The sequence below is a fragment of the Halomonas sp. DN3 genome (assembly GCF_024137905.1).
GTDB classification, from domain to species: Bacteria; Pseudomonadota; Gammaproteobacteria; order Pseudomonadales; family Halomonadaceae; genus Halomonas; species Halomonas litopenaei.
Genome location: NZ_CP099965.1, coordinates 2,409,111 through 2,428,269 on the forward strand (window position 1 = coordinate 2,409,111; position 19,159 = coordinate 2,428,269).

A 19,159-nucleotide genomic window follows, 5' to 3' on the forward strand; every position below is an offset into this window, starting at 1 on the left:
AACGGCCTCCCTGAAGCCATCATGGACGGAGGCCACTCTCTCGCGTAAGACATTGATCGCACAGAAGTGTTGACGTGAGAAGAAAAGCTGGTAAAGTACATCGCCGTGAGCCGGAGGGATGGCAGAGCGGTTGAATGCACCGGTCTTGAAAACCGGCAAGGGTTAACGCCCTTCCAGGGTTCGAATCCCTGTCCCTCCGCCACCTCGAATCTAGAAGGGGATCAGTCAAATGACTGATCCCCTTCTTCGTTTCTTCCCTCTTCCCTCTTCCTTCAACAGCTCCCTGCCTGTCGGCACGCCAGTCCTTCGACGGTCTCGAGGCGCTGCCCCGCCATGGTCCTGCACACATGGTTCTTCACACTAGGGACTGCACACCAGCTACTGCACATCTGGTTCTGTACACCAGGCCCCCCAGCAGCAAGGTGTGTTCACACGTTGTCGTGAAAAGATCGACGGTTGTCGTTACTGGATTGCCGACAACGCCGCCAATCGTGCACCCTGCTTGCATCTGTTGCTCCAGTCAGCACGACAGGGACGAACCAGACACGATGCATCAAGGCGCCAGAGCGCTACAGGTGGCGCAACGTGCATGTCAGAGGAGCTAGCATGAGGTCTCTTTCCAGCACCGGATTTGCGGTTTTCGGCGCGGCCCTGGTCGCCATCAGCTACGGACTGGCGCGTTTTGCCTTCGGCCTGTTTGTCCCCCAGATTCGTGATGAGCTGTCACTGACGCCTGATGCCATCGGCATCATTGGCGCCCTTCCCCTCGTCAGCTTCCTGCTGTCCACGGCGGTGGCGCCCTACGCCACCGATCGTCTCGGCGCCCGTTATGCAGCGGTACTGTCCGGGCTTTTCTGTGTCGGCGGCCTGGCGCTGATCAGCCAGGCGCAAGATGCCACCCTGCTCAGCATCGGAGTATTCGCCTGTGGCATCTGTACCGGCCTGATGATGCCCGCACTCACCGCCGGGATGCAGGCGCTGGTAAGGCGCTCCCTGCATGCTCGTGTCAGTTCGGTAATGAATGCGGGAACCAGTATCGGCGTGATCGTCGCCGTGCCGACCGTACTGTTCATGGCGGACGCCTGGCGGCTGGCCTATCTGTCGTTCGCCGTTTTGACGGTCATCGGCGTGTGCGCCACCTGGCTGTATCTACCCTCGGTATCGCGAATCACCCCTGCGAACGCTGCCGACCCGCCCCCATTGCGTGAACTGCCGTGGTCACGGCTCGTCAGGCTTTCTCTCTTTGCTTACGCGATGGGCTTCATCTCGGCCGCCTACTGGATCTTTGCTCCGGACCTGGTGGTGACACTTGGCGGTCTGTCGCCAAGTGCCACGGGGTGGTTGTGGCTCGCCGTCGGCATCGCCGGGCTCGGCGGTGCGGTAGTCGCGGATCTGGCAGATCGCAACAATCCGCCCATCACCCAGGCCTTGATGCTGACCATGCTGGCGGCAAGCCTGGCCTTGCTTGCTGCCAGTCCCGCTCAACCTGTGCTGGCAGCATTCTCCGCTCTTGTCTTTGGGCTTGCCTACATGAGCTTGACAGGCCTTTACCTGATGACCGGTATTCGCCTGCTGCCCGGGCGTCTGGCGATGGGGCCGGTGCTGCCTTTCATGGCCGTGTCGCTCGGCCAGGCCACCGGCTCGCCGGTCATCGGCGCTCTGCTCAATGTCTTCAGCTATGCCGAGGGGTTCGCCATCTTCGCGTCAATCGGCATCCTTGTTGCCCTGCTGTCGCCCTTGTACCCAGGCCATATTCATCAGGTGGGCGATGAAGAGGTGGAGGATCCACCGGGCCTCCAGTCCGCCTACGATCTACAGCTTCAGAACGAAGCGGGCGAGCCACTGGAGGACCCTGAATACTTGGCTGGAGAAGACCCACAAGGCGAGCCGACCGCCGGTCTTGAACATAGACGTGAAGAAGAACGGCGGTGACGCACGGCGCAGCCCCAAATAGCGCTATGCCCGGCATAAGCCATGCCCTGCCAGGACAATGCGGCAATCCTGACCGGGGTCAATCACCCCAGAGAACGTCGCGACATCTCTCCTCAGTGTTATCGCCGCCGATAGCTCGGCCTGCTGTGATAGGCGCTCAACGATTTCTGAACGAGTCGGGTACCGAAACACAGCAACGATTGTCGCCAGGGACACGCCCGTCGAGCCAGCGTTTCCATGCGCAGCAATCCGCTATCGAGGAAGGTGTGTCATGCAGAGGTCCATGCAAAGGTCCATGCAAGTCATGGTCGGCGCCCTCGCCGGCCTGGTGCTGCTCTCTCCCGTATCGGGCCCGGTTGGGGCAAGCCAGCCCGAGACCGGTCGGCCCGAGACGGACGGAGCGTTATTACCCTTCGCCCCCGCCCCCATGCCGAGCGATGTACCACCTCGCCTCCAGGACGCCACCATGCAGTGGCCGGACGAGCCGTCCCACCTGCCGGAAGACGCCCCCAATGTTCTTATCGTCATGCTGGACGATGTGGGCTTCGGGGTGTCCGAGGTCTTCGGTGGCGAGATCAGGATGCCAGCGCTGTCGCGCCTGGCCGATGAAGGCATCGAGTACGCCGGCTTTCATACCACGTCCATCTGTTCCCCCACGCGGGCCTCCCTGCTGACCGGTCGCAACCATACCCGGGTGGGCTCCGGTACCATTGCCGAACGGGCGGTGGCCTTCGACGGCTATACCGGCGTGATTCCGAAGAATGCCGCCACCATCGCCGAGGTGCTCAAGCAGTACGGCTACCACACCGCCGCCTTCGGCAAGTGGCACAACACCCCGGCGGTCGAGACGACAGCGATCGGCCCCAAGGACCGCTGGCCCACCGGCTATGGTTTCGAGCACTTCTATGGCTTTCTGGGGGGCGAGACGTCCCAGTGGGAGCCACGACTGACCGTGGACACTCTGCATGTCGAGCCCCCCGAAGACGACCCCGACTACCACCTGACCGAGGACCTGACGGACCAGGCGCTCGCGTGGCTCGCCGACTACCGGGCCTTCGATCCGGACAAGCCGTTTTTCATGTACTGGGCGCCGGGCGGGGCCCATGGCCCCCATCACGTTGCACCGCAATGGGCCGATCGCTACGCCGGCCAGTTCGACGATGGCTGGGATGCCTACCGCGTGCGTACCCACCAGCGACAGCTCGAGATGGGCATCATCCCTGACGGCACCGAGCTCACGCCCCGCGACGACAGCCTGCAAGGCTGGGACGAGATTCCCGAGGGCCAGCGCGACTTCCAGACTCGCTTGATGGAAATCTACGCGGGCTTCGTGGAGCACACCGACAGCCAGGTCGAGCGACTGCTCGAAGGCATGGCGGACATGGGACTTAGAGACAACACCCTGGTCATCTATATCGTCGGCGACAACGGCTCCAGCGCCGAAGGCCAGCACGGTTCGATCAGCGAATTGCTGGCCCAGAACAACATCGGCAGCAGTGTCGAACAGCAGCTGAAAGTCCTGGACCGCATGGGCGGCCTCGACGCACTCGGTGGCCCAGAGACCGAAAACATGTACCACGCAGGCTGGGCCTGGGCGGGCAGCACTCCCTTCAAGGGCACCAAGCTGCTGGGTGCCTATTTCGGCGGCACCCGCAATCCCATGGTCATCTCCTGGCCCGGGCATATCGCACCGGATGATCGGGTCCGCCACCAGTTCCACCACGTGGTGGATATTGCCCCGACCCTCTACGACATTCTGGAGATCCCGCTACCGGACGTCGTCAACGGCTACCCGCAGATGCCCATGGACGGTATCAGTCTGAGCTACACCTTCGACGACCCCGGGGCGCCCGAGCGCAAGCACCACCAGTTCTTCGACAATAACGGCAGTCGAGGGCTCTACCTGGATGGCTACTTTGCCGGTACCTTTGGCCCGCTGGTTCCCTGGGATACCTCGAGCGCGGCACAGCGGATCGCCGACTGGGATTCCGCCGAAGATGTGTGGGAACTCTACGACCTGCGAAGCGATTTTTCCCAGGCCAGAGATCTGGCCCACGCTCAGCCTGAGCGACTGGCCATGATGAAACAACGCTTCATGGATATCGCCGAGGACAACAAGGCCTTCCCCACCGGTGCGGGCAACTGGCTTCGCGTCCACCCCGAGGACCGGGTCAAGACGCGCTACGATCACTGGACCTTTACCCAGACGACCCAACGCATGCCGGAATTTTCGGCCCCGGGCATCGGCCGCCAGAGCACCCGGGCCAGCCTGCGTATCGACACCAGCCAGGACAGCGTCGACGGCGTGCTGTATGCGATCGGAGGTGCCGGCGGCGGGCTCAGCGTCTATCTTGATCAGGGCAGGCTGACCTACGAGTACAATATGCTGCTGATGGAGAATACCCGCATTCACACAGCCGCCCTGGCCCCGGGCAGCCACGACATCGTCATCACCACCCGGATCCCGGTGCCCGGTAAAGCGGCGCAGGTGACGATCGAGGTGGATGGGCAGACCGCGGCGGAAGGTCAGGTGCTCTCGACGGTCCCCCTGGCCTTCAGCGCCAGCGAGACCTTCGACGTGGGCCGCGATCTGGGCTCCCCCGTCTCACGCCACTACGCAGAGCGACGCCCTTTCGCCTTTGGCGGCAAGATAGAAGCCTTTACGATTGAGCTGCTCTAATTGGTGAGGCTTTCGAACTTTACGTCGGCAATCAGGGTCATACCCGTGAACTATGCCGAGATGGATGGACATGAAGCATTATCGTGTAGAGAGTTATCAGACAAGAACGATGAAGCGCACTCGCTGGGCGGTGGTGGCATTTTCGGATTCCTCTCCCAACGCCTCACGGCGGGTGGTCTCTCGCCACGATGGACAGGACGAAGCCAGGGCCGCCGCCGCGGCCCTGGCCTTTGAAGACAAGCTCGGTCGAACGCCCACCAACGTCTGACCCACCTGTTGATCTGATTTTCACGCCGTCTTAGCGAGCGCAGGCACTTTTCAGACAAGCCCTAGCAGCGGCTGGGCGAAACGCCTCTGTAAACCTCCTTGGCCTGCACCATCTCGGCACGCAACCCTTCGATACGTGACTGATGCCCCGGATGGGTGGACAGGATCTCCGGCGGTTGATCACCGCCAACCGATGCCATATTGCGCCAGAGGGCGACGCTCTCGCCGGGATCGAATCCGGCGCGCGCCATGATGGCCAGCCCCATCACGTCGGCTTCGGACTCATGGGCTCGGCTGAACGGCAAGGCGATGCCGAGTTGGCTGCCGATGCCCAGCGCCTGAAGCAAGGGTTCCTGACCCACGTCCCCCTCGCTCATCAGTCCGACCACCAGCAGCACGGCCTTGATGCCCAGTTGCTGGGTCAATCGTTCGTTGCCATGGTCGGCGAGCACGTGGGCGATCTCATGACCGACCACCGCCGCCAGCTGGTCAGGCGTCTGAGCCACTTGCAAAAGCCCCGAGTGCACGCCGATGCGCCCTCCCGGCAGGGCAAAGGCGTTGGGCGAGGGATTGTCGAACACGACCACCTGCCAGTCATCAGGCATCTCGACCTGGGGATAGACGAGCCGCGCCGACTTGATCAAGGCGGTGCTGACGCACTGGACCTCGGTCTTGATGGAAGCATCGCTGGAAAGCGGCAGTTGGCTACGCATCTGATCGAAGGCGTCACCCCCCATGTCGCTCATCACGAAGCCTGGCACCAGCGCAAGCTGGCTACGCCCGGTGGGTGTCTCGTCGCAGCCCACCAGGCCAATCGACACCAGGAGCGCCAGTATCACGGGAAAATAGGATCGTTTCATCGCGCCTGACCTTTTCATCAACGGCTACCGGGCGACCGTCGCCCTTTCGTTTGAATGATGCCGCTTGTCACGGTGTTTGACTACGGCCGCTGCCAGACGCATCTGGAATTCGCCATAGAGCGCATCCCGCTGTCTGACCAGCGGCCCCGCTTCTATAGTGAACGAGCCAGCTACGGCACAACGCCGAAGGAAGCCTCGGAAAAGGAGATGCGGCCATGGACTACCTGCACAACACTCTGGAGGGGCTGAAAGCCACCAGCCCCGCCCAGGCGGAATTCTATGCCGCTGCAGAGAAGATCCTGGCGTCCCTGAGGCCTCTGCTGGAGTCGGACTCTCGCTATCTCGAGCACGCCATCATCGAGCGACTGGTCGAGCCCGAGCGTCAACTGATGTTCCGCGTCTGCTGGACCGACGACAACGGCAACATCCAGGTCAACAAGGGCTACCGTGTCCAGTTCAACTCGGCACTCGGCCCCTACAAGGGAGGACTGCGCTTTCACCCCAGTGTCAATGCCAGCATCATCAAGTTCCTCGGGTTCGAGCAGATCTTCAAGAACGCACTGACCGGGCTCGCACTCGGCGGGGCCAAGGGCGGCGCGAACTTCGACCCACGCGGACGCTCCGACGGGGAAATCATGCGCTTCTGCCAGGCGTTCATGACCCAACTGGTGGACCATATTGGACCCACCGTGGATGTCCCGGCGGGCGATATCGGCGTCGGCGCCAGAGAGATCGGCTACCTCTATGGCCAGTACAAGCGCCTGACGCGGCGACACGAAGGAGTGATTACCGGCAAGGGGCTGGACTGGGGCGGATCGCTGGGCCGCAAGGAGGCCACCGGCTACGGCGCCGCCTACTTTGCCCAGCACATGCTGGCAGCCCGGGGCCAGGAACTGCGCGGCAAGACCTGCCTGGTCTCCGGCGCGGGCAACGTCGCCATCTATACCATCGAGAAGCTTTATCAACTGGATGCCCTGCCCATCACCTGCAGCGATTCGGGCGGCTGCCTCCACGACCCGAACGGCATCGATCTGGACGCTCTCAAGCGCTTGAAGGAGGTCGAGCGCGTCTCGCTGGAAGGCTATCTGAAGGATCACCCCCAGGCACGCTTCATTGCGCTGGACGACTACCCCGCCGACGGCCACGCCGTCTGGCGCATCCCTGGCCAGGTCGCCTTTCCCTGCGCGACCCAGGGCGAGGTCACCCTGGCCGACGCCGAGGCGATGCTCGCCAATGGGCTCGAGTGTCTATGCGAGGGGGCCAACCTGCCGACCCTGCCGTTGGCGGTGGACCGTCTGCTGGAGGCCCGCATCGCCTACGCCCCCGGCAAGGCGGCCAACGCCGGCGGCGTCTCCACCAGTCAACTGGAAATGGCGCAGAACGCCAGCATGCAGATCTGGCCGCTGGAGAAGGTCGATGCCCACCTCCAGGCGATCATGGCCAATATCCATCGCTGCTGTGCGTCCACCGCAGAGGAATTCGGCGAGCCCCACAACCTGGTGCTGGGCGCCAACATTGCGGGATTCAGGCGCGTCGCCAATGCCATGATCGACCAGGGGGCCTGGTAAATCCTGGGACAGGTTTGTCCGGGGGACGGTTGGCAACAAGGACCCTGCCGATCCGCCCGCCGGCAGATAAGCACAAAAACGCATATTACATGCAAGACCGACTACACTATGCCGAAATAGCAATCGAGCCCGCGTTGCAGGGGCTCTCTCATCGGCTGGGGGAATGTCGGGATGCATCAGGGAAGAGTCAGGATTCGGGGCGGCGAGCTCTGCGAACAGAATGGCCTGAGGGTGAACGTTCCGTTAGCCAGCAGATCCGTTGGTGCCGCGCTGCTGATCGGCACACTGGCGATCAGCCCCGGCGTCCTGGCCGAGCAGGAACTCGGACAGGCCGCCTCCGACCCCACTGCGCCACTGATGAACTTCCAGCTACAGAATTCCTGGAGCCCGGAAGTCCACGGCACCAATGATTCACAGAACATCGTCCAGTTCAGAACGGCGCTGCCCTACCGGCTGGCGGGCCACCAGCACATCTTTCGCCTGACGGTGCCCTCACTGACCGAGGATCCCGGCGGTTCCACCGGCCTTAGCGATTCTACGGTGTTCGACCTCACCACCTTCGAACACTCCTGGGGTCGTTCTGGCTTCGGTGTGGTCGCCCTTCTGCCGACCGGCGGTGAGCATCGTGGCGCCGAACAGTGGGGTCTGGGTCCGGCGGTCGGGTTTGCGGCCTCGCGGGGCTCCTTCCTGTATGGCGCCTTCAACCAGAACATCTTCAGTGTCGCCGGTGAGGACGATCGCGAGGACGTCAACCTGAGCATCCTGCAGCCCATCATCAATCTCGGGCTCGGCCAGGGCTGGTCAGTGGGCACTTCGGAGATGAACATCACCTACGACTGGGAGCACAGCGACTGGAGCAGCCTGCCCGTGGGTGGCCGACTCAGCAAACTGGTAAAGCTGGGAGACTCCCCGCTGCAGATCAGTGGTCTGTATGAACACAACTTCGCCGACGACTACGCCGTGCCCGAAGACCAATTTTCGCTGCAGTTCAAGTTGCTGGTGCCCTGACGGGCTCTTCCAGGGCATCTTGGCAAGGGGCTTTCTCGATAGACCCCGCTCGATAATTTCCGCCCGGTTATTTCCGCTCGATGCTTTCCGCTCGATGCTTTCCGCTCGATGCTTTCCGCTCGATGCTTTCCGAAACGGGAACGCTGCGCCTCAGTAGAGGCGCAGGCCCACACGGGTGATATGGTTGCCTTCCATCTCGCTCACCACCCAGTGGATGCCATGCCAGTCGACGTCGTCGCCGACCACCGGATGCCCGCCCAAGCGCAGCCCCATGAATTCGCCCAGTGTCAGCGAGGCCTCGCCGGGGCTCAGGGTCAACGCATAGGCATCGGCCACATCGCCCATCCTGGCGTCCGCATCCAGGGTAAAGGTGCCGAAGAAGGCTCGCTGCTGGCGATGCTTGGCGTCGCCGTTGAACAGCCGGTTCAATGCTGGCAGATCGTCGCTCTTGCCGATGACACAGATGATATCGTCGATGCGCAACTGTGTACTGCCCTTGGGGTGCAGCATCACGTGCTGGCGGAACAGGGCAGAGATCAAGGCACCTGAGGGAAAGCGCAGCAGCCGGATCGGGACGTCTTCGAGATCGGCATTTTCGACCTTGTAGACGAACATCTCGAAGTCGTTTTCAGGCAGGATGCCAAGTGGCCCCCGATGATTGGGAGTGGCACTGTCCGGCACCATGACCTTCATGCGGCGTGCCATCCAGGGCAAGCTTCCGCCCTGAATCAACAGCGACAGCAACACCACCGCGAAGGCCACATTGAAGTAGAGGCCGGCTTGCTCGACGCCACCGATGACAGGAAAGATCGCCAGCACGATGGGCACGGCACCGCGAAGCCCCACCCAGGAAATGAATCCCACCTCGCGCCAGCGGAAATGGAAAAACGGCTTGAGCGTCAGCACCACCGCCAACGGACGCGCCACGAAGATCAGCGCCAGGGCTACCACCGATGCAGGCAACAGCACCTCCAGCAGTGCCGAAGGTGTCACCAGCAAGCCAAGCACCAGAAATAGCCCGATCTGACTTAGCCAGGCCAGTCCGTCATGCACCGGCAAGATGAAGTTGAGGTGCCGCCCCGGCTGATTGCCGATCATCAATCCGGCCAGATAAATCGCCAGGAAGCCACTGCCCCCCAGGGCACTGGTCAAGCCAAAGACGCAGAACCCCAACGCCAGGGCCAGCAGCGAGTAAAGTCCCGGTGCAAGATCCACATAGCGCAGCAAGCGACCGATCAGCCAGCCCGCGCCAAGCCCGATGGCGATGGCCATGGCGAACTGCTGAACAAAGAACAGCAGCATGTCCAGGGGGCCACCGAGGTCCCCCACCAGCGCCTCGACCAGCACCAGGGTGAGAAAGATCGCCATGGGATCATTGGTGCCGGACTCGATTTCCAGGGTGGCGCCGACCCGTTCATTGAGGTTGAGCCCTCTGCCACTGAGCATCGAGAAGACCGCCGCAGCGTCGGTAGAACCGACGATGGCCCCGACCAGCAGGCCCTGCAGCAACGATAGATCGAAGACCCACATCGCCAGCAGACCGACCAGACCGCTGGTGATGAAGACCCCGACGGTAGCGAGCCCCAGGGCGGGTTTGAAACCGACGCGAAAGGTCTTGAGCCGTGTCCTCAGGCCACCATCCAGCAGGATCATCGCCAGGGCGAGATGGCCGATGACAAAGGCCAGCGAGTAGTTGTCGAAGTCGATACCCAGCAGGCCGTCTTCACCCGCCAGCATGCCGAGTATCAGGAACAGCACCAGCAGTGGCACGCCGGCCAGAGCGGAAAGCCGACTGGCCAGCACACTCAGCGCAATCAGAGTTCCACACAGAAGAAAGAGACTATTGATCGAATCCATGCGTATCCCTTGCAACGTTCATCATGATTGTCTCACGCCCGGCCCCACGCCGCGATCTGTCGAGTGTAACGTGATTCATCGAAGGCACTTCGAATTACCAGGATGTTGATGGATGCCGCTGGTGAACGAAGCTCGCCCTTGGATACACTAGCGCGCTGGTACGAATGCCTGACCCATGGAGATTGTTGATGCCCAAGTCGTCGCCCAGGCAACACCGGCTAATCCGGCTTGCGGGCTTGAGCTTGCTGCTGGCGAGCCTCGGCGCGTTGCCCCCTGCCCTGGCCGAGCCGGAGGCGCCCGCTGAAGCCGCAGCGCAGCAACAGACAGCGCCGCCCCTTGCCCAGGAGCAACAGGTCGAGACTTCTTCCGAGCGGGTCGACGGAACGCCCCCCTCGAGCGCCGACGCGGCGGTGGTGAGCGATATTCTCGAGCGCTACCGTGGATTGCCTGGTGGACCCGGTATCGACACGCCCGCGATGCCGGTGGCACCGTCGGCCACGGCGGCTCCTGCCGATCCGATCGCGCCGCCGCCGGTCACCGAGCTGACTGTGGTGCTGGAATGGTCACCCGGGCCGCAGCACGCAGCCTTGCTGGTGGCTCAGGAGAGGGGGCTGTTCTCGCGGCGCGGACTGAACGTCGTGCTGCAGACCCCCGCCGATCCCGACGTACCTGCCAAGCTGGTGGCGGCATCCCAGGCGGATCTGGCACTGACCGACCAGCTCACCTTGCACCGGCTGGTGGACCAGGGGCGCCCCATCATCAGGGTTGCCACCTTGAGCGAATTGCCACTGTCGGCGCTGCTGGTACGCGAAGATGCGGACATCGACTCGGTGCTGGGACTGATCGATCACCGGATCGGCTACGCGCAGCGCTCGGGACAAGACGTCTTGCTCAGGGCCATCCTTCAACACGAAGGATTGAACCTGTCCCATGTCGAGGCCAAGGACGTGCACTTCAGCGTGATACGCGCGATGAACGAAGGCTGGATCGATGCCTTCATCGGCGGCGCGGCACTGTCCCTGCCGCGAGAGCTCGCCGACCTCGGCATCGCTACCCGCGCCATGCCGACCGAGACACTGGGTATCCCGGTGCATGACGGCCTGGTCGTCGTGGCCAACCAGGACCACTTTCAGGCACAGAAGGACGCCATTCGCGCCTTCGTCGACGCACTGGAACAAGCCACGCGCTGGATCATCGACCATCCCGCCGCGAGCTGGGAGATCATGACTCGACTCGAGCCGACCATGGACAGCCCCGCCAATGCCGAGGCCTGGCCCGACATCAGGCGCCGACTCAGCCTGCGCCCCGGCGCCATGGACCACGGCCGCTATCGTCGCCTGGAGCGCTATCTACATGACCAGAAGATCGTCGAACGCTTGACCCCGATCTCGCGCTTGGGCAAGGACCCCGGCTAATCACTGGCGCCTGGGCAAGCACCCCGGCTAAACCACAGACGCCTGGGCATGGACCCCGGCTCATCACTGGCGCCTGGGCAAGGACCCCGGCCAATCACCGGCGCCTGGGCAAGGACCCCGGCTAATCAGCGGCACCTGGACCAGGACCCCGGCCAATCACCGGCGCCTTGATTGCACTGGCTAGTCGTCCAGAGAGGCCAGAAATTCGGCCACTTGCTCCTGAAACTCCTGCGCGCGCTCGGTGTGAAGCCAGTGACCAGCGTCCAGGGTCTTGACTTCGGCCCTGGGCAGGACGGCGCGCAGCGACTCAAGCAGGTCATCGGCGACGTAGTCGGAGCGACTACCGCGCAACACCAGCGTCGGCACATCGATGCTTCCTTCGCCACCCGGAGGGGCCATGATCTGGCCGTAGCCGGCTTCGATCGCATCGAGATTGACCCGCAGGCGTAGTACGCGATCGTCGCCGCGCACCAGATTGGTAGCCAGAAACATGCGAGTGGGCTTGTCGTCGATCACCTTAGCCATCAAGGCATCGGCCTCTCGCCGGTCGGTGGGCTCACCCTGCTCGACACGCCGCAGTGCGCTGAAGACGCTATCGTGACGGTGTTCATAGGCGACCGGCGCGATATCGGCAACGATCAGCGACGCCACCAGCTCAGGATGCAGCCTGGCCAGGGTCATCACCACCTTGCCGCCCATGGAGTGGCCAAGCAGGTGCCCTCTGGTGACGCCGCAGCGGTCCATCACCGCTGCCACGTCCTCGGCCATCTGGTCATAGTCCATACCCTCGGCATGGGGAGACCGGCCATGATTGCGAAGATCCAGGGCGATCACACGGCGCTCGCCTGACCACTGTTTGACATGGGAGCGCCAGTTGTCGGCGCTACCCAGCAGGCCATGAACGATGACCAATGGCTCTCCCTGACCACCACTGTCCGTATATTCCAGGGAAACCGTCATAGCTGCACTCCTTTGAGCGATCGAAGGTTGGAAGAGAGCCGGTAGAACGTCGTGCTTCACGACACCAGCATAGTACTGAACGTGCCAGGCGGGGCGCGGAGCCAGGCAGCAAGCACAGCCAGAGCAAACCAGGGCGGGGCTAGATCGGAACCAGATCGGAACCAGATCAGAACCAGAGCAGAACCAGACCGTAACACCGGCCCAGCAGGCTCAACCGCCGGGGATCGAGGCCCTTATCAGCGCCCCTCTCCCCGAGCGACCTGCTCCGGCCAGACGTCCTGACTGCCGGTCACCGCCACCAGTCGCTGGCTCAGATAACGCAGCAGCACGCCGTACAGGGGCAGGAAAAAGGCCAGACTGATCGCAAGTTTGATGGCGTAATCGACCGCTGCGATTTCAGGCCAATGCTGCGCCATGAACGGGTCAGGGCCAGCCTCGAAGGCGATGGAGAAGAACGCCACGGTATCGACCAGATTACCGACCAGGGTCGACGCCGCCGGCGCCACCCACCAGTGCTTGAGTCGCCGGAGCCGGTCGAAGACCTGCACGTCGAGCAATTGTCCGAGCAGGTAGGCCATGAAACTGGCCAGTGCGATACGGGCGACGAACAGATCGAAACCATCGAATGCTGCAAGGCCAGCGAAGCCGCCCTGCGGAAAGACCACCGAGACAACGTACGACACCACCAGCGCGGGCAGCATCACGCGCATCACGATAGCGCGGGCCGGCCCCTTGCCGAACAGGCGTACCGTCAGATCGGTTGCCAGGAAGATGAAGGGAAAGCTGAAAGCGCCCCAGGTCGTGTGCAAGCCAAACACCGTAAACGGCAACTGGACCAGGTAGTTGCTGGCGGCGATAACGACGATATGGAAAACGACCATCAACGCCAGCAGACGACGGCGCTGTTCGAAGGACAGAGTGAACATCATGATTCCTTTTTCGCAAGGGGTGAGGGAACCCTGGGAACAACCACAATACGGGTACAGGCACGCCCGGCTGAGATACCTCTGGATGGCGCTGCGGCATGCCTGCTCAAGCAATACCTGGTGCTGTTTCGCCGTCGACTCGCCATCGTCTGCTCAGTGGCACACGACGACTGACGCGAATCGCACCGACCGGGCCGAGCCGTATGGCTCAGAATCCCAAGCCGGATGGCTCAGAATCCCAAGCCGGATGGCTCTGAATTCCAGGCCAGATGGCGCAAGATTTCGAGCCGGATGGCGAAAAGTCTCGCGCCACCGCGTGGGGTGCAAATTTGGCGGCAGGAATTATACGAGACAAGCCTGCGCCTTGCCAGCACTCCCTTGCTCGAACCCTTCCCCTTTACCCTCAGGCCACCCCGGATAGACGGGCACAATCAGATAACTGGAGATCCAGGCACCAGATGTGTCATGCCGGATACCCAGGGAAACCTGATATTGCACAATATTGTCAATCTGCTAAATACAAATACAAGAAACAACGAGATGGACACATTTTGAAAAACTTATTATCTAATTCTGCCGAAACGGTCACAAACACGCGTTTAAGACGCGTTTACTTCAACAATGCGCTATTATTGAGAAGTTTCTTAATCACTAACGGAAAGAAAGGCTTCGGCTTTCATCAGCGACCAAATGAAAGGTGTCCTGCGCCCCGGACCAACACTATTCCGAGGAGCCGGATACGCCGAATCCGACTAGCGGATCTCTTCAATGAGGATGACAAGCCATCCATGCACAACACCTCGATCCCTATTGCCGTCCATCTCGGGTGGCGCCTAGCGCCACGACGTCCAACGGGTGCAATTCGTGTCAGTCACCGCTGCAAGGGAGAGTGCTGATGAACAGCTCACAACGTGTTGCCGGCCGCCTGCTTGAGGGTGGAGATGCCGTGGTAGACAGAGCGAGCGGCCTGCTGAAAGCCATCGCCAACGACAATCGCCTAAGAATCCTGTGTCTACTTGAAGGCAACGAGCTGTCCGTGACAGAGCTCAATCAACGCCTGAGCCTGAGCCAGTCGGCCCTATCCCAGCACCTTGCCATCCTCAGGCGAGCCGAGCTGGTCAGTACTCGGCGCTCCTCCCAGACCATCTACTACTCACTGCAAGGCGACAGCGCGAGCATCATGATCGCCGCCATCGTCAAGATGAACGCCGCCAACGACGACTGAAGCGCGACCACAGACTCTGGTCAGGCGCTTCGCACCCGATAGCCCTCGCTGGAGGGCATCGGGCTCGCTCGATGGATAGAACGACTTGGACAGGCGGAGCTGGGGCGGCTCAGCTCAGGCAGTATTGCGATCCAATGTTATGAACCGCGACGCGCGCTTCGCCTACCGATGCTCCCAGCCGGACGCATCGACACGCTCTTCCACCCGGTCGAGCGCCTGCTCGACCATGCCAGAGGCGGAAAAACCAAGACGCTCGGCCAGTGATGGCACCGCCGCAAGCCTCAGGCTCAGCACCTTGCCACGTTCCATCGCCTTGCTGAGATAAGCCTCGCTGGTGGTGACCTCATCCGCCAACCCTCTGGACACGGCCTCTTCTCCGTACCAGACCTCGCCGGTGGACACGGCGTCGATATCCACGGCGGAGCGGCGCTGGTCGACGTAGTCCTTGAACTTGGCATGGATGGCGTCGAGGTCCGCCTGCAGCTTGTCTCTGCCTTCCTCGGTGTTTTCGCCCAGCACGGTGAGCGTGCGCTTGTAGCGCCCGGCGGTCACCAGCTCCACATCGACGTCATGGCGCTTGAGCAGGCGGTGGACATTCGGGATCTGGGCCACCACCCCGATGGAGCCGATTACCGCAAACGGGGCCACCAGGATGCGTTGTGCGTTGCACGCCATCAGGTAGCCGCCGCTGGCCGCTACCTTGTCCACGCAGACCGTGGTCTTGAGGCCCCCCTCGGTGAGCCGGTGCAGTTCCGCCGCACCCTGCCCATAGGTGTGGACCAGGCCTCCGGGGCTCTCCAGCCGAATGACCACCTCGTCCCCTTCCTTAGCCACACCAAGCAGCAAGGACACTTCGCGAGCCAGGCGGTCCACGCCGCTGGCCTTGAGGTTGCCATGAAAATCGATCACCCAGGTGGTGGCGCTCGATTCCGCAGCTTCATCCTGCCTGGGCTTAGCATCCCGACGCCACGGCCAGCGCAGACGAGACCGCTTTTCTGTGCCTGTCCTGGCTTGTATCAAACGCTCACGCCACTGACGCTGACGCTGACCCAGGTCCTCGATCCTGAGCTGCTCCCTGGGTACACTGCCGCCACCCTTGGCCCGGGCAAGCACGATCAGCGCCAACAGCACGACCCCCGCCACCAGCAGCAGCTGAACAAAAAAGGTCAGGATCTCACCCAGCCAGTCTTCCATCGCTCTCTCCCTGTCAGCCGGCACAATTCTGCAAAGACCTGGACCTTGACGGTCATAGACCCTGAACGGCGCCCGGCCTTGATTGAAACACTCGTTTGAAATACGCTGCCTGACAGCGACTCACACAACTGCAAGGAATTCTCATGTCACAGACACTCGATACGCTACGCTCTCGCTTCAATCCCGACGCTGCCCAGGGCATGCACGAGATCTTCCAGTTCCATTTCAGCGATACCGAGGATCACTATGTCGTCATCGACGATGGCGCACTGGACATCCAGCAGGGCGAGCACGACGATCCCTCTGTCAGCCTGAGCATGAGCAGCGACACCCTCAAGGGCATCATGACCGGTGATATCAACGGCATGACAGCCTTCATGACCGGCAAGCTCAAGGCGACCGGCAATATCATGCTGGCGACCCGCCTGACCGAGCTGTTTCCCGAGAAGTGATGCTCAAATGGGCAGTGGCCCCTCCCGGCGACTGCCCGTCAGGACCGACCGTCACGCACCTCGGACAGGTGCAACTCGATCAACTCCCGCGAGATCGAATAAAGCGGCGGCAACTGCGGTAGCTGCCGTGGCGAGAACCAGGCGGCGTCTTCGATCTCGTGGCCGTCGATCACGATGCGTCGGCTTGCCGCCTCGACCAGATAGCCCAGCATCAGGGAGTGGGGAAAAGGCCAGGCCTGACTGCGAATGTAACGCAGCCGCCCCAGCTTCAGACCGACCTCCTCGTGGACCTCGCGATGAACCGCCTGCTCAGCCGACTCTCCCGGTTCGATGAATCCTGCCAGGGTGGAATAGCGTCCGGGTGGAAAACGCGGGCTACGAGCCAGCAACAGCGACTCCCCGTGGGTCACCAGGGTAATGATACAGGGCGAGATGCGCGGGTAGTTGCGATGGCCGCAATTGTCGCAGTGCATCGCAAACTCGTGCTCCAGACGCCTCGCTTGGCTGCCGCAACGCCCGCAAAACCGGTGATTGCCCATCCAGGCACCCACCTGCAGCGCCGTTGACACCAGCCCGTACCATGACTCGGGCAACCTCGACAGCCAGCTACGGCCGTCTGGCCAGTCGGCGCCTGGGCTGTCTTCAAGACGCAGCCCCACCGGTTCGTCCGACCACCAGCACAACGGCTGAACACGCTCATCCCAGGGCTCGACCGGCCCCAGCGGCGTATTGTCCAGGCCAGGCGCAATACAGCCTTTCGCCAGGCGAATGATACGCCCCGACTCGACACCTCTTGGCAGCTCTCGATGCAGCATCAGGCACCGTCCTGCGTGGCGCTGCCAGGGCCGGCGTAGGCAGGGTCCAGGTCGTCCCAGCGACACTCACCTGCCTTTCCACGCACCTTGTCGAGCTTGGCCAGATGGGCCGCCATCTCCTGCTCTGTCGGGCGTACCACGCTCAGCCGCCCCGGCTCCAATGACAGCCGACGCACCGAAAGCTCGCCGGGCACCGCCGCCTGCTGGTCGCTGTCGTTGCCCGCATCCAGGGTCAGGGCGGTCTGCCCACCGGTCATCGCCAGATAGACGTCTGCCAGGATCTCGGCATCGAGCAAGGCCCCGTGCAGCACGCGGTGACCATTGTCGATGTCGTAGCGCTTGCAAAGCGCGTCGAGGCTGTTGCGCTGCCCCGGGTGCAGTCCCCTTGCCATGGTCAGGGTATCGAGGATACGACAGTGATCCTTGACGGGCCCTGCATATAGCTCGGGGTGGGTGGCCTTCAACAGCTTGAATTCGTGGTCGATGAAGCCGACATCGAAGGGCGCGTTATGGATGACCAGTTCGGCCCCGCGGATAAACTCCCAGAAGTCGGCCGCCACCTCGGCGAACACCGGCTCATTGGCGACCCGCTCGTTGGTGATGCCGTGGACACCGATCGCCTCGGCATCGATCTCACGCTCGGGATTGATGTATTGATGGTAGGAATTTCCGGTCAGACGCCGGTTTATCATCTCCACGGCGCCGATCTCGATGAGACGGTGGCCGTCGCGAGTCTCGATACCGGTGGTCTCGGTATCCAGTACAATCTGTCGCATTCTGGGTCCCTGAAGTCGGATGGGCTGTGGGGTGTAGGCCGACGGCGTCAGGCGCCTTCCAGCAACTCGTCGATGGCCTCGTTGACCAGGGCGTCGGCAGCCTCGTTTCCAGGGTGGCCGCTGTGCCCCTTGACCCAATGCCAGCTGACCTGGTGTCGGCGTGTCTGTTCATGCAGCTCGCGCCACAGATCGGCGTTCTTCACTGGCTGCCTGGAAGCCGTCTTCCAGCCACGCTTGATCCAGCCATGGATCCATTCGGTGATGCCCTTGCGCAGATACTCCGAATCGGTCCAGAGATCCACGTGACACTCGCGCTTGAGCGTCTTCAGCGCCATGATCGCGGCGGTCAGCTCCATTCGGTTGTTGGTGGTATCACGCTCGGCGCCCTTGAGCGACTTGCGGTGATCCCCGCTTTCCAGCAGCGCTCCCCAGCCGCCGGGTCCGGGATTGCCGCGGCAACCCCCGTCGGTGTAAATGGTCACGACAGGGAGTGAATCGGGAGTGGTCAACGCATTGCTACCTTCTTCTGCTTGGGGGTCTGCCGCACACTGGGCTCGAGCCTGGTGGTACCGAGTGCGGTGTTACCGACCGGCAAGCCGAACAGCGGGCGTTTTCCCTGGGTACAGGCCAGCTGCGAGCGGCAGCGAGCCTGGATGATATAACAATCGCCCAGGGGCAGGTTGTGGCGCCGGCCAAGGGTCTCCAGCATGCCATTGCCACCGGCGAGCCCCGGCAGGCGAAATCGGCAGTAGTCTACCCGCTCGATCTCGAAGTCGACAAACTGAAGCCAGTCCTTCATCGTCCGCGGCGTTCGCCATACGCCCTGTCCCGGCATCTGCCGCCGGCGGCGAGGCCGCACCCTCATCAAGCCCGACGATGACAGCGGGGACCAGCCAAGCAGTACCAGTCGCCCCTGCGGCGAGACCACCCGGGCGGCCTCCTGCAGAAGCTGGTGGGGGTGGGACACCACCTCCAGCAAGTGATTGAGCACCACCACGTCCATCGCTCCGTCGGGCAGTGCCAAGCGCTCAGGGCGGCAAACCAGCGTGCTGCAACTTTCCGCCAGCTCCCTGGTCGGAGACCACCGTATCCAGTGGCGCACCGCGCTCATGTCGGCCAGTGGCTCGGCCAGTGACATTTCAAGACCGTGCTGGCCGCACCAGCGTTCGGCCAGCGGGCCCAGGCAGGCTCGCTCGGAACGCCGCACGGCGCATCCGCTGTCAC

General features: G+C 62.5%; 17 protein-coding genes and 1 tRNA gene. 9 read left to right on the top strand and 9 right to left on the bottom strand.

The genetic code is table 11. From position 1 onward, the window contains the following. Positions 1–112 precede the first annotated feature (112 nt). The 4 genes from NKF27_RS10390 (at position 113) to NKF27_RS10405 (ending at position 4,880) form a co-directional block, all read left to right on the top strand. Positions 113–202, top strand: a tRNA-Ser gene (locus NKF27_RS10390). A 404-nt stretch (positions 203–606) separates the two neighbouring features. Further along, positions 607–1,932: an MFS transporter gene (locus NKF27_RS10395; protein ID WP_253556457.1), complete on the top strand. Its 1,326-nt coding sequence runs from the start codon at positions 607–609 to the stop codon at positions 1,930–1,932. A 295-nt stretch (positions 1,933–2,227) separates the two neighbouring features. Beyond that, entirely contained in the window at positions 2,228–4,612 is a 2,385-nt protein-coding gene (locus tag NKF27_RS10400) for an arylsulfatase (RefSeq protein WP_253556363.1), read from the top strand. 70 nt (positions 4,613–4,682) lie between these two features. Further along, positions 4,683–4,880 (top strand): hypothetical protein, encoded by a 198-nt coding sequence (locus tag NKF27_RS10405; RefSeq protein WP_124804775.1) that lies wholly within the window; start codon positions 4,683–4,685, stop codon positions 4,878–4,880. Between the two features lie 61 nt (positions 4,881–4,941). On the opposite strand, the gene NKF27_RS10410 is transcribed toward NKF27_RS10405, so the two are convergent. Then, complete coding sequence (locus NKF27_RS10410) at positions 4,942–5,739, bottom strand: M48 family metallopeptidase (RefSeq protein WP_253556364.1); 798 nt, start codon at positions 5,737–5,739, stop codon at positions 4,942–4,944. A gap of 215 nt (positions 5,740–5,954) precedes the next feature. On the opposite strand from NKF27_RS10410, the gene gdhA reads away from it, so the two are divergent. After that, the gene (gdhA, locus tag NKF27_RS10415; protein WP_253556365.1) at positions 5,955–7,307 is read left to right on the top strand and encodes an NADP-specific glutamate dehydrogenase; all 1,353 of its coding nucleotides are present in this window, start codon (positions 5,955–5,957) and stop codon (positions 7,305–7,307) included. Between the two features lie 231 nt (positions 7,308–7,538). Beyond that, positions 7,539–8,315, top strand: a complete 777-nt coding sequence (locus tag NKF27_RS10420) for a hypothetical protein (RefSeq protein WP_124804776.1) — start codon at positions 7,539–7,541, stop codon at positions 8,313–8,315. A 150-nt stretch (positions 8,316–8,465) separates the two neighbouring features. Here the strand turns inward: NKF27_RS10420 and NKF27_RS10425 are convergent, their stop codons facing one another. After that, the gene (locus tag NKF27_RS10425) at positions 8,466–10,172 is read right to left on the bottom strand and encodes a potassium/proton antiporter (protein WP_253556366.1); all 1,707 of its coding nucleotides are present in this window, start codon (positions 10,170–10,172) and stop codon (positions 8,466–8,468) included. A gap of 188 nt (positions 10,173–10,360) precedes the next feature. On the opposite strand from NKF27_RS10425, the gene NKF27_RS10430 reads away from it, so the two are divergent. After that, positions 10,361–11,587, top strand: a complete 1,227-nt coding sequence (locus NKF27_RS10430) for an ABC transporter substrate-binding protein (RefSeq protein ID WP_253556368.1) — start codon at positions 10,361–10,363, stop codon at positions 11,585–11,587. 180 nt (positions 11,588–11,767) lie between these two features. On the opposite strand, the gene NKF27_RS10435 is transcribed toward NKF27_RS10430, so the two are convergent. Together NKF27_RS10435 and NKF27_RS10440 are read right to left on the bottom strand one after the other, a co-directional pair. Beyond that, positions 11,768–12,547, bottom strand: coding sequence for an alpha/beta fold hydrolase (locus NKF27_RS10435; RefSeq protein ID WP_253556370.1), 780 nt, complete (start codon positions 12,545–12,547; stop codon positions 11,768–11,770). Positions 12,548–12,783: 236 nt separating this feature from the next. Next, a complete protein-coding gene (locus NKF27_RS10440; protein ID WP_045993714.1) occupies positions 12,784–13,473 on the bottom strand; it encodes a 7-cyano-7-deazaguanine/7-aminomethyl-7-deazaguanine transporter in 690 nt (229 codons plus the stop codon). 895 nt (positions 13,474–14,368) lie between these two features. Between NKF27_RS10440 and NKF27_RS10445 the strand changes: the two genes are divergently transcribed. After that, positions 14,369–14,698, top strand: a complete 330-nt coding sequence (locus NKF27_RS10445; RefSeq protein ID WP_045993715.1) for a metalloregulator ArsR/SmtB family transcription factor — start codon at positions 14,369–14,371, stop codon at positions 14,696–14,698. 162 nt (positions 14,699–14,860) lie between these two features. Here NKF27_RS10445 and sohB read toward each other — a convergent pair whose 3' ends face one another. Further along, positions 14,861–15,892: a protease SohB gene (gene sohB, locus NKF27_RS10450; RefSeq protein ID WP_253556372.1), complete on the bottom strand. Its 1,032-nt coding sequence runs from the start codon at positions 15,890–15,892 to the stop codon at positions 14,861–14,863. A gap of 143 nt (positions 15,893–16,035) precedes the next feature. On the opposite strand from sohB, the gene NKF27_RS10455 reads away from it, so the two are divergent. Then, a complete protein-coding gene (locus tag NKF27_RS10455; RefSeq protein WP_045993717.1) occupies positions 16,036–16,344 on the top strand; it encodes an SCP2 sterol-binding domain-containing protein in 309 nt (102 codons plus the stop codon). Between the two features lie 38 nt (positions 16,345–16,382). Here the strand turns inward: NKF27_RS10455 and nudC are convergent, their stop codons facing one another. The 4 genes from nudC to NKF27_RS10475 are packed head-to-tail and all read right to left on the bottom strand — an operon-like array spanning position 16,383 to position 19,142. Continuing rightward, a complete protein-coding gene (nudC, locus tag NKF27_RS10460) occupies positions 16,383–17,159 on the bottom strand; it encodes an NAD(+) diphosphatase (protein ID WP_253556374.1) in 777 nt (258 codons plus the stop codon). Continuing rightward, positions 17,159–17,935 carry a DNA polymerase III subunit epsilon gene (dnaQ, locus tag NKF27_RS10465; protein WP_253556376.1) on the bottom strand — a complete coding sequence of 259 codons (777 nt, stop codon included), beginning with the start codon at positions 17,933–17,935 and terminating at the stop codon, positions 17,159–17,161. Before dnaQ ends, nudC begins: the two co-directional genes overlap by 1 nt. A gap of 47 nt (positions 17,936–17,982) precedes the next feature. After that, positions 17,983–18,417 (bottom strand): ribonuclease HI, encoded by a 435-nt coding sequence (gene rnhA / locus NKF27_RS10470; protein WP_231498692.1) that lies wholly within the window; start codon positions 18,415–18,417, stop codon positions 17,983–17,985. A 23-nt stretch (positions 18,418–18,440) separates the two neighbouring features. Beyond that, positions 18,441–19,142: a methyltransferase domain-containing protein gene (locus tag NKF27_RS10475; RefSeq protein WP_253556378.1), complete on the bottom strand. Its 702-nt coding sequence runs from the start codon at positions 19,140–19,142 to the stop codon at positions 18,441–18,443. Positions 19,143–19,159 lie beyond the last annotated feature (17 nt).

Excerpts from the sequence above, each read along its gene's own strand:
- nudC (WP_253556374.1), bottom strand. The coding sequence starts at position 17,159 with ATGCTGCATCGAGAGCTGCCAAGAGGTGTCGAGTCGGGGCGTATCATT.
- NKF27_RS10410 (WP_253556364.1), bottom strand. The coding sequence starts at position 5,739 with ATGAAACGATCCTATTTTCCCGTGATACTGGCGCTCCTGGTGTCGATT.
- sohB (WP_253556372.1), bottom strand. The coding sequence starts at position 15,892 with ATGGAAGACTGGCTGGGTGAGATCCTGACCTTTTTTGTTCAGCTGCTG.
- NKF27_RS10430 (WP_253556368.1), top strand. The coding sequence starts at position 10,361 with ATGCCCAAGTCGTCGCCCAGGCAACACCGGCTAATCCGGCTTGCGGGC.
- NKF27_RS10435 (WP_253556370.1), bottom strand. The coding sequence starts at position 12,547 with ATGACGGTTTCCCTGGAATATACGGACAGTGGTGGTCAGGGAGAGCCA.
- dnaQ (WP_253556376.1), bottom strand. The coding sequence starts at position 17,935 with ATGCGACAGATTGTACTGGATACCGAGACCACCGGTATCGAGACTCGC.
- NKF27_RS10395 (WP_253556457.1), top strand. The coding sequence starts at position 607 with ATGAGGTCTCTTTCCAGCACCGGATTTGCGGTTTTCGGCGCGGCCCTG.
- NKF27_RS10455 (WP_045993717.1), top strand. The coding sequence starts at position 16,036 with ATGTCACAGACACTCGATACGCTACGCTCTCGCTTCAATCCCGACGCT.
- NKF27_RS10425 (WP_253556366.1), bottom strand. The coding sequence starts at position 10,172 with ATGGATTCGATCAATAGTCTCTTTCTTCTGTGTGGAACTCTGATTGCG.
- NKF27_RS10405 (WP_124804775.1), top strand. The coding sequence starts at position 4,683 with ATGAAGCATTATCGTGTAGAGAGTTATCAGACAAGAACGATGAAGCGC.
- NKF27_RS10445 (WP_045993715.1), top strand. The coding sequence starts at position 14,369 with ATGAACAGCTCACAACGTGTTGCCGGCCGCCTGCTTGAGGGTGGAGAT.
- NKF27_RS10400 (WP_253556363.1), top strand. The coding sequence starts at position 2,228 with ATGCAAGTCATGGTCGGCGCCCTCGCCGGCCTGGTGCTGCTCTCTCCC.
- NKF27_RS10440 (WP_045993714.1), bottom strand. The coding sequence starts at position 13,473 with ATGTTCACTCTGTCCTTCGAACAGCGCCGTCGTCTGCTGGCGTTGATG.
- gdhA (WP_253556365.1), top strand. The coding sequence starts at position 5,955 with ATGGACTACCTGCACAACACTCTGGAGGGGCTGAAAGCCACCAGCCCC.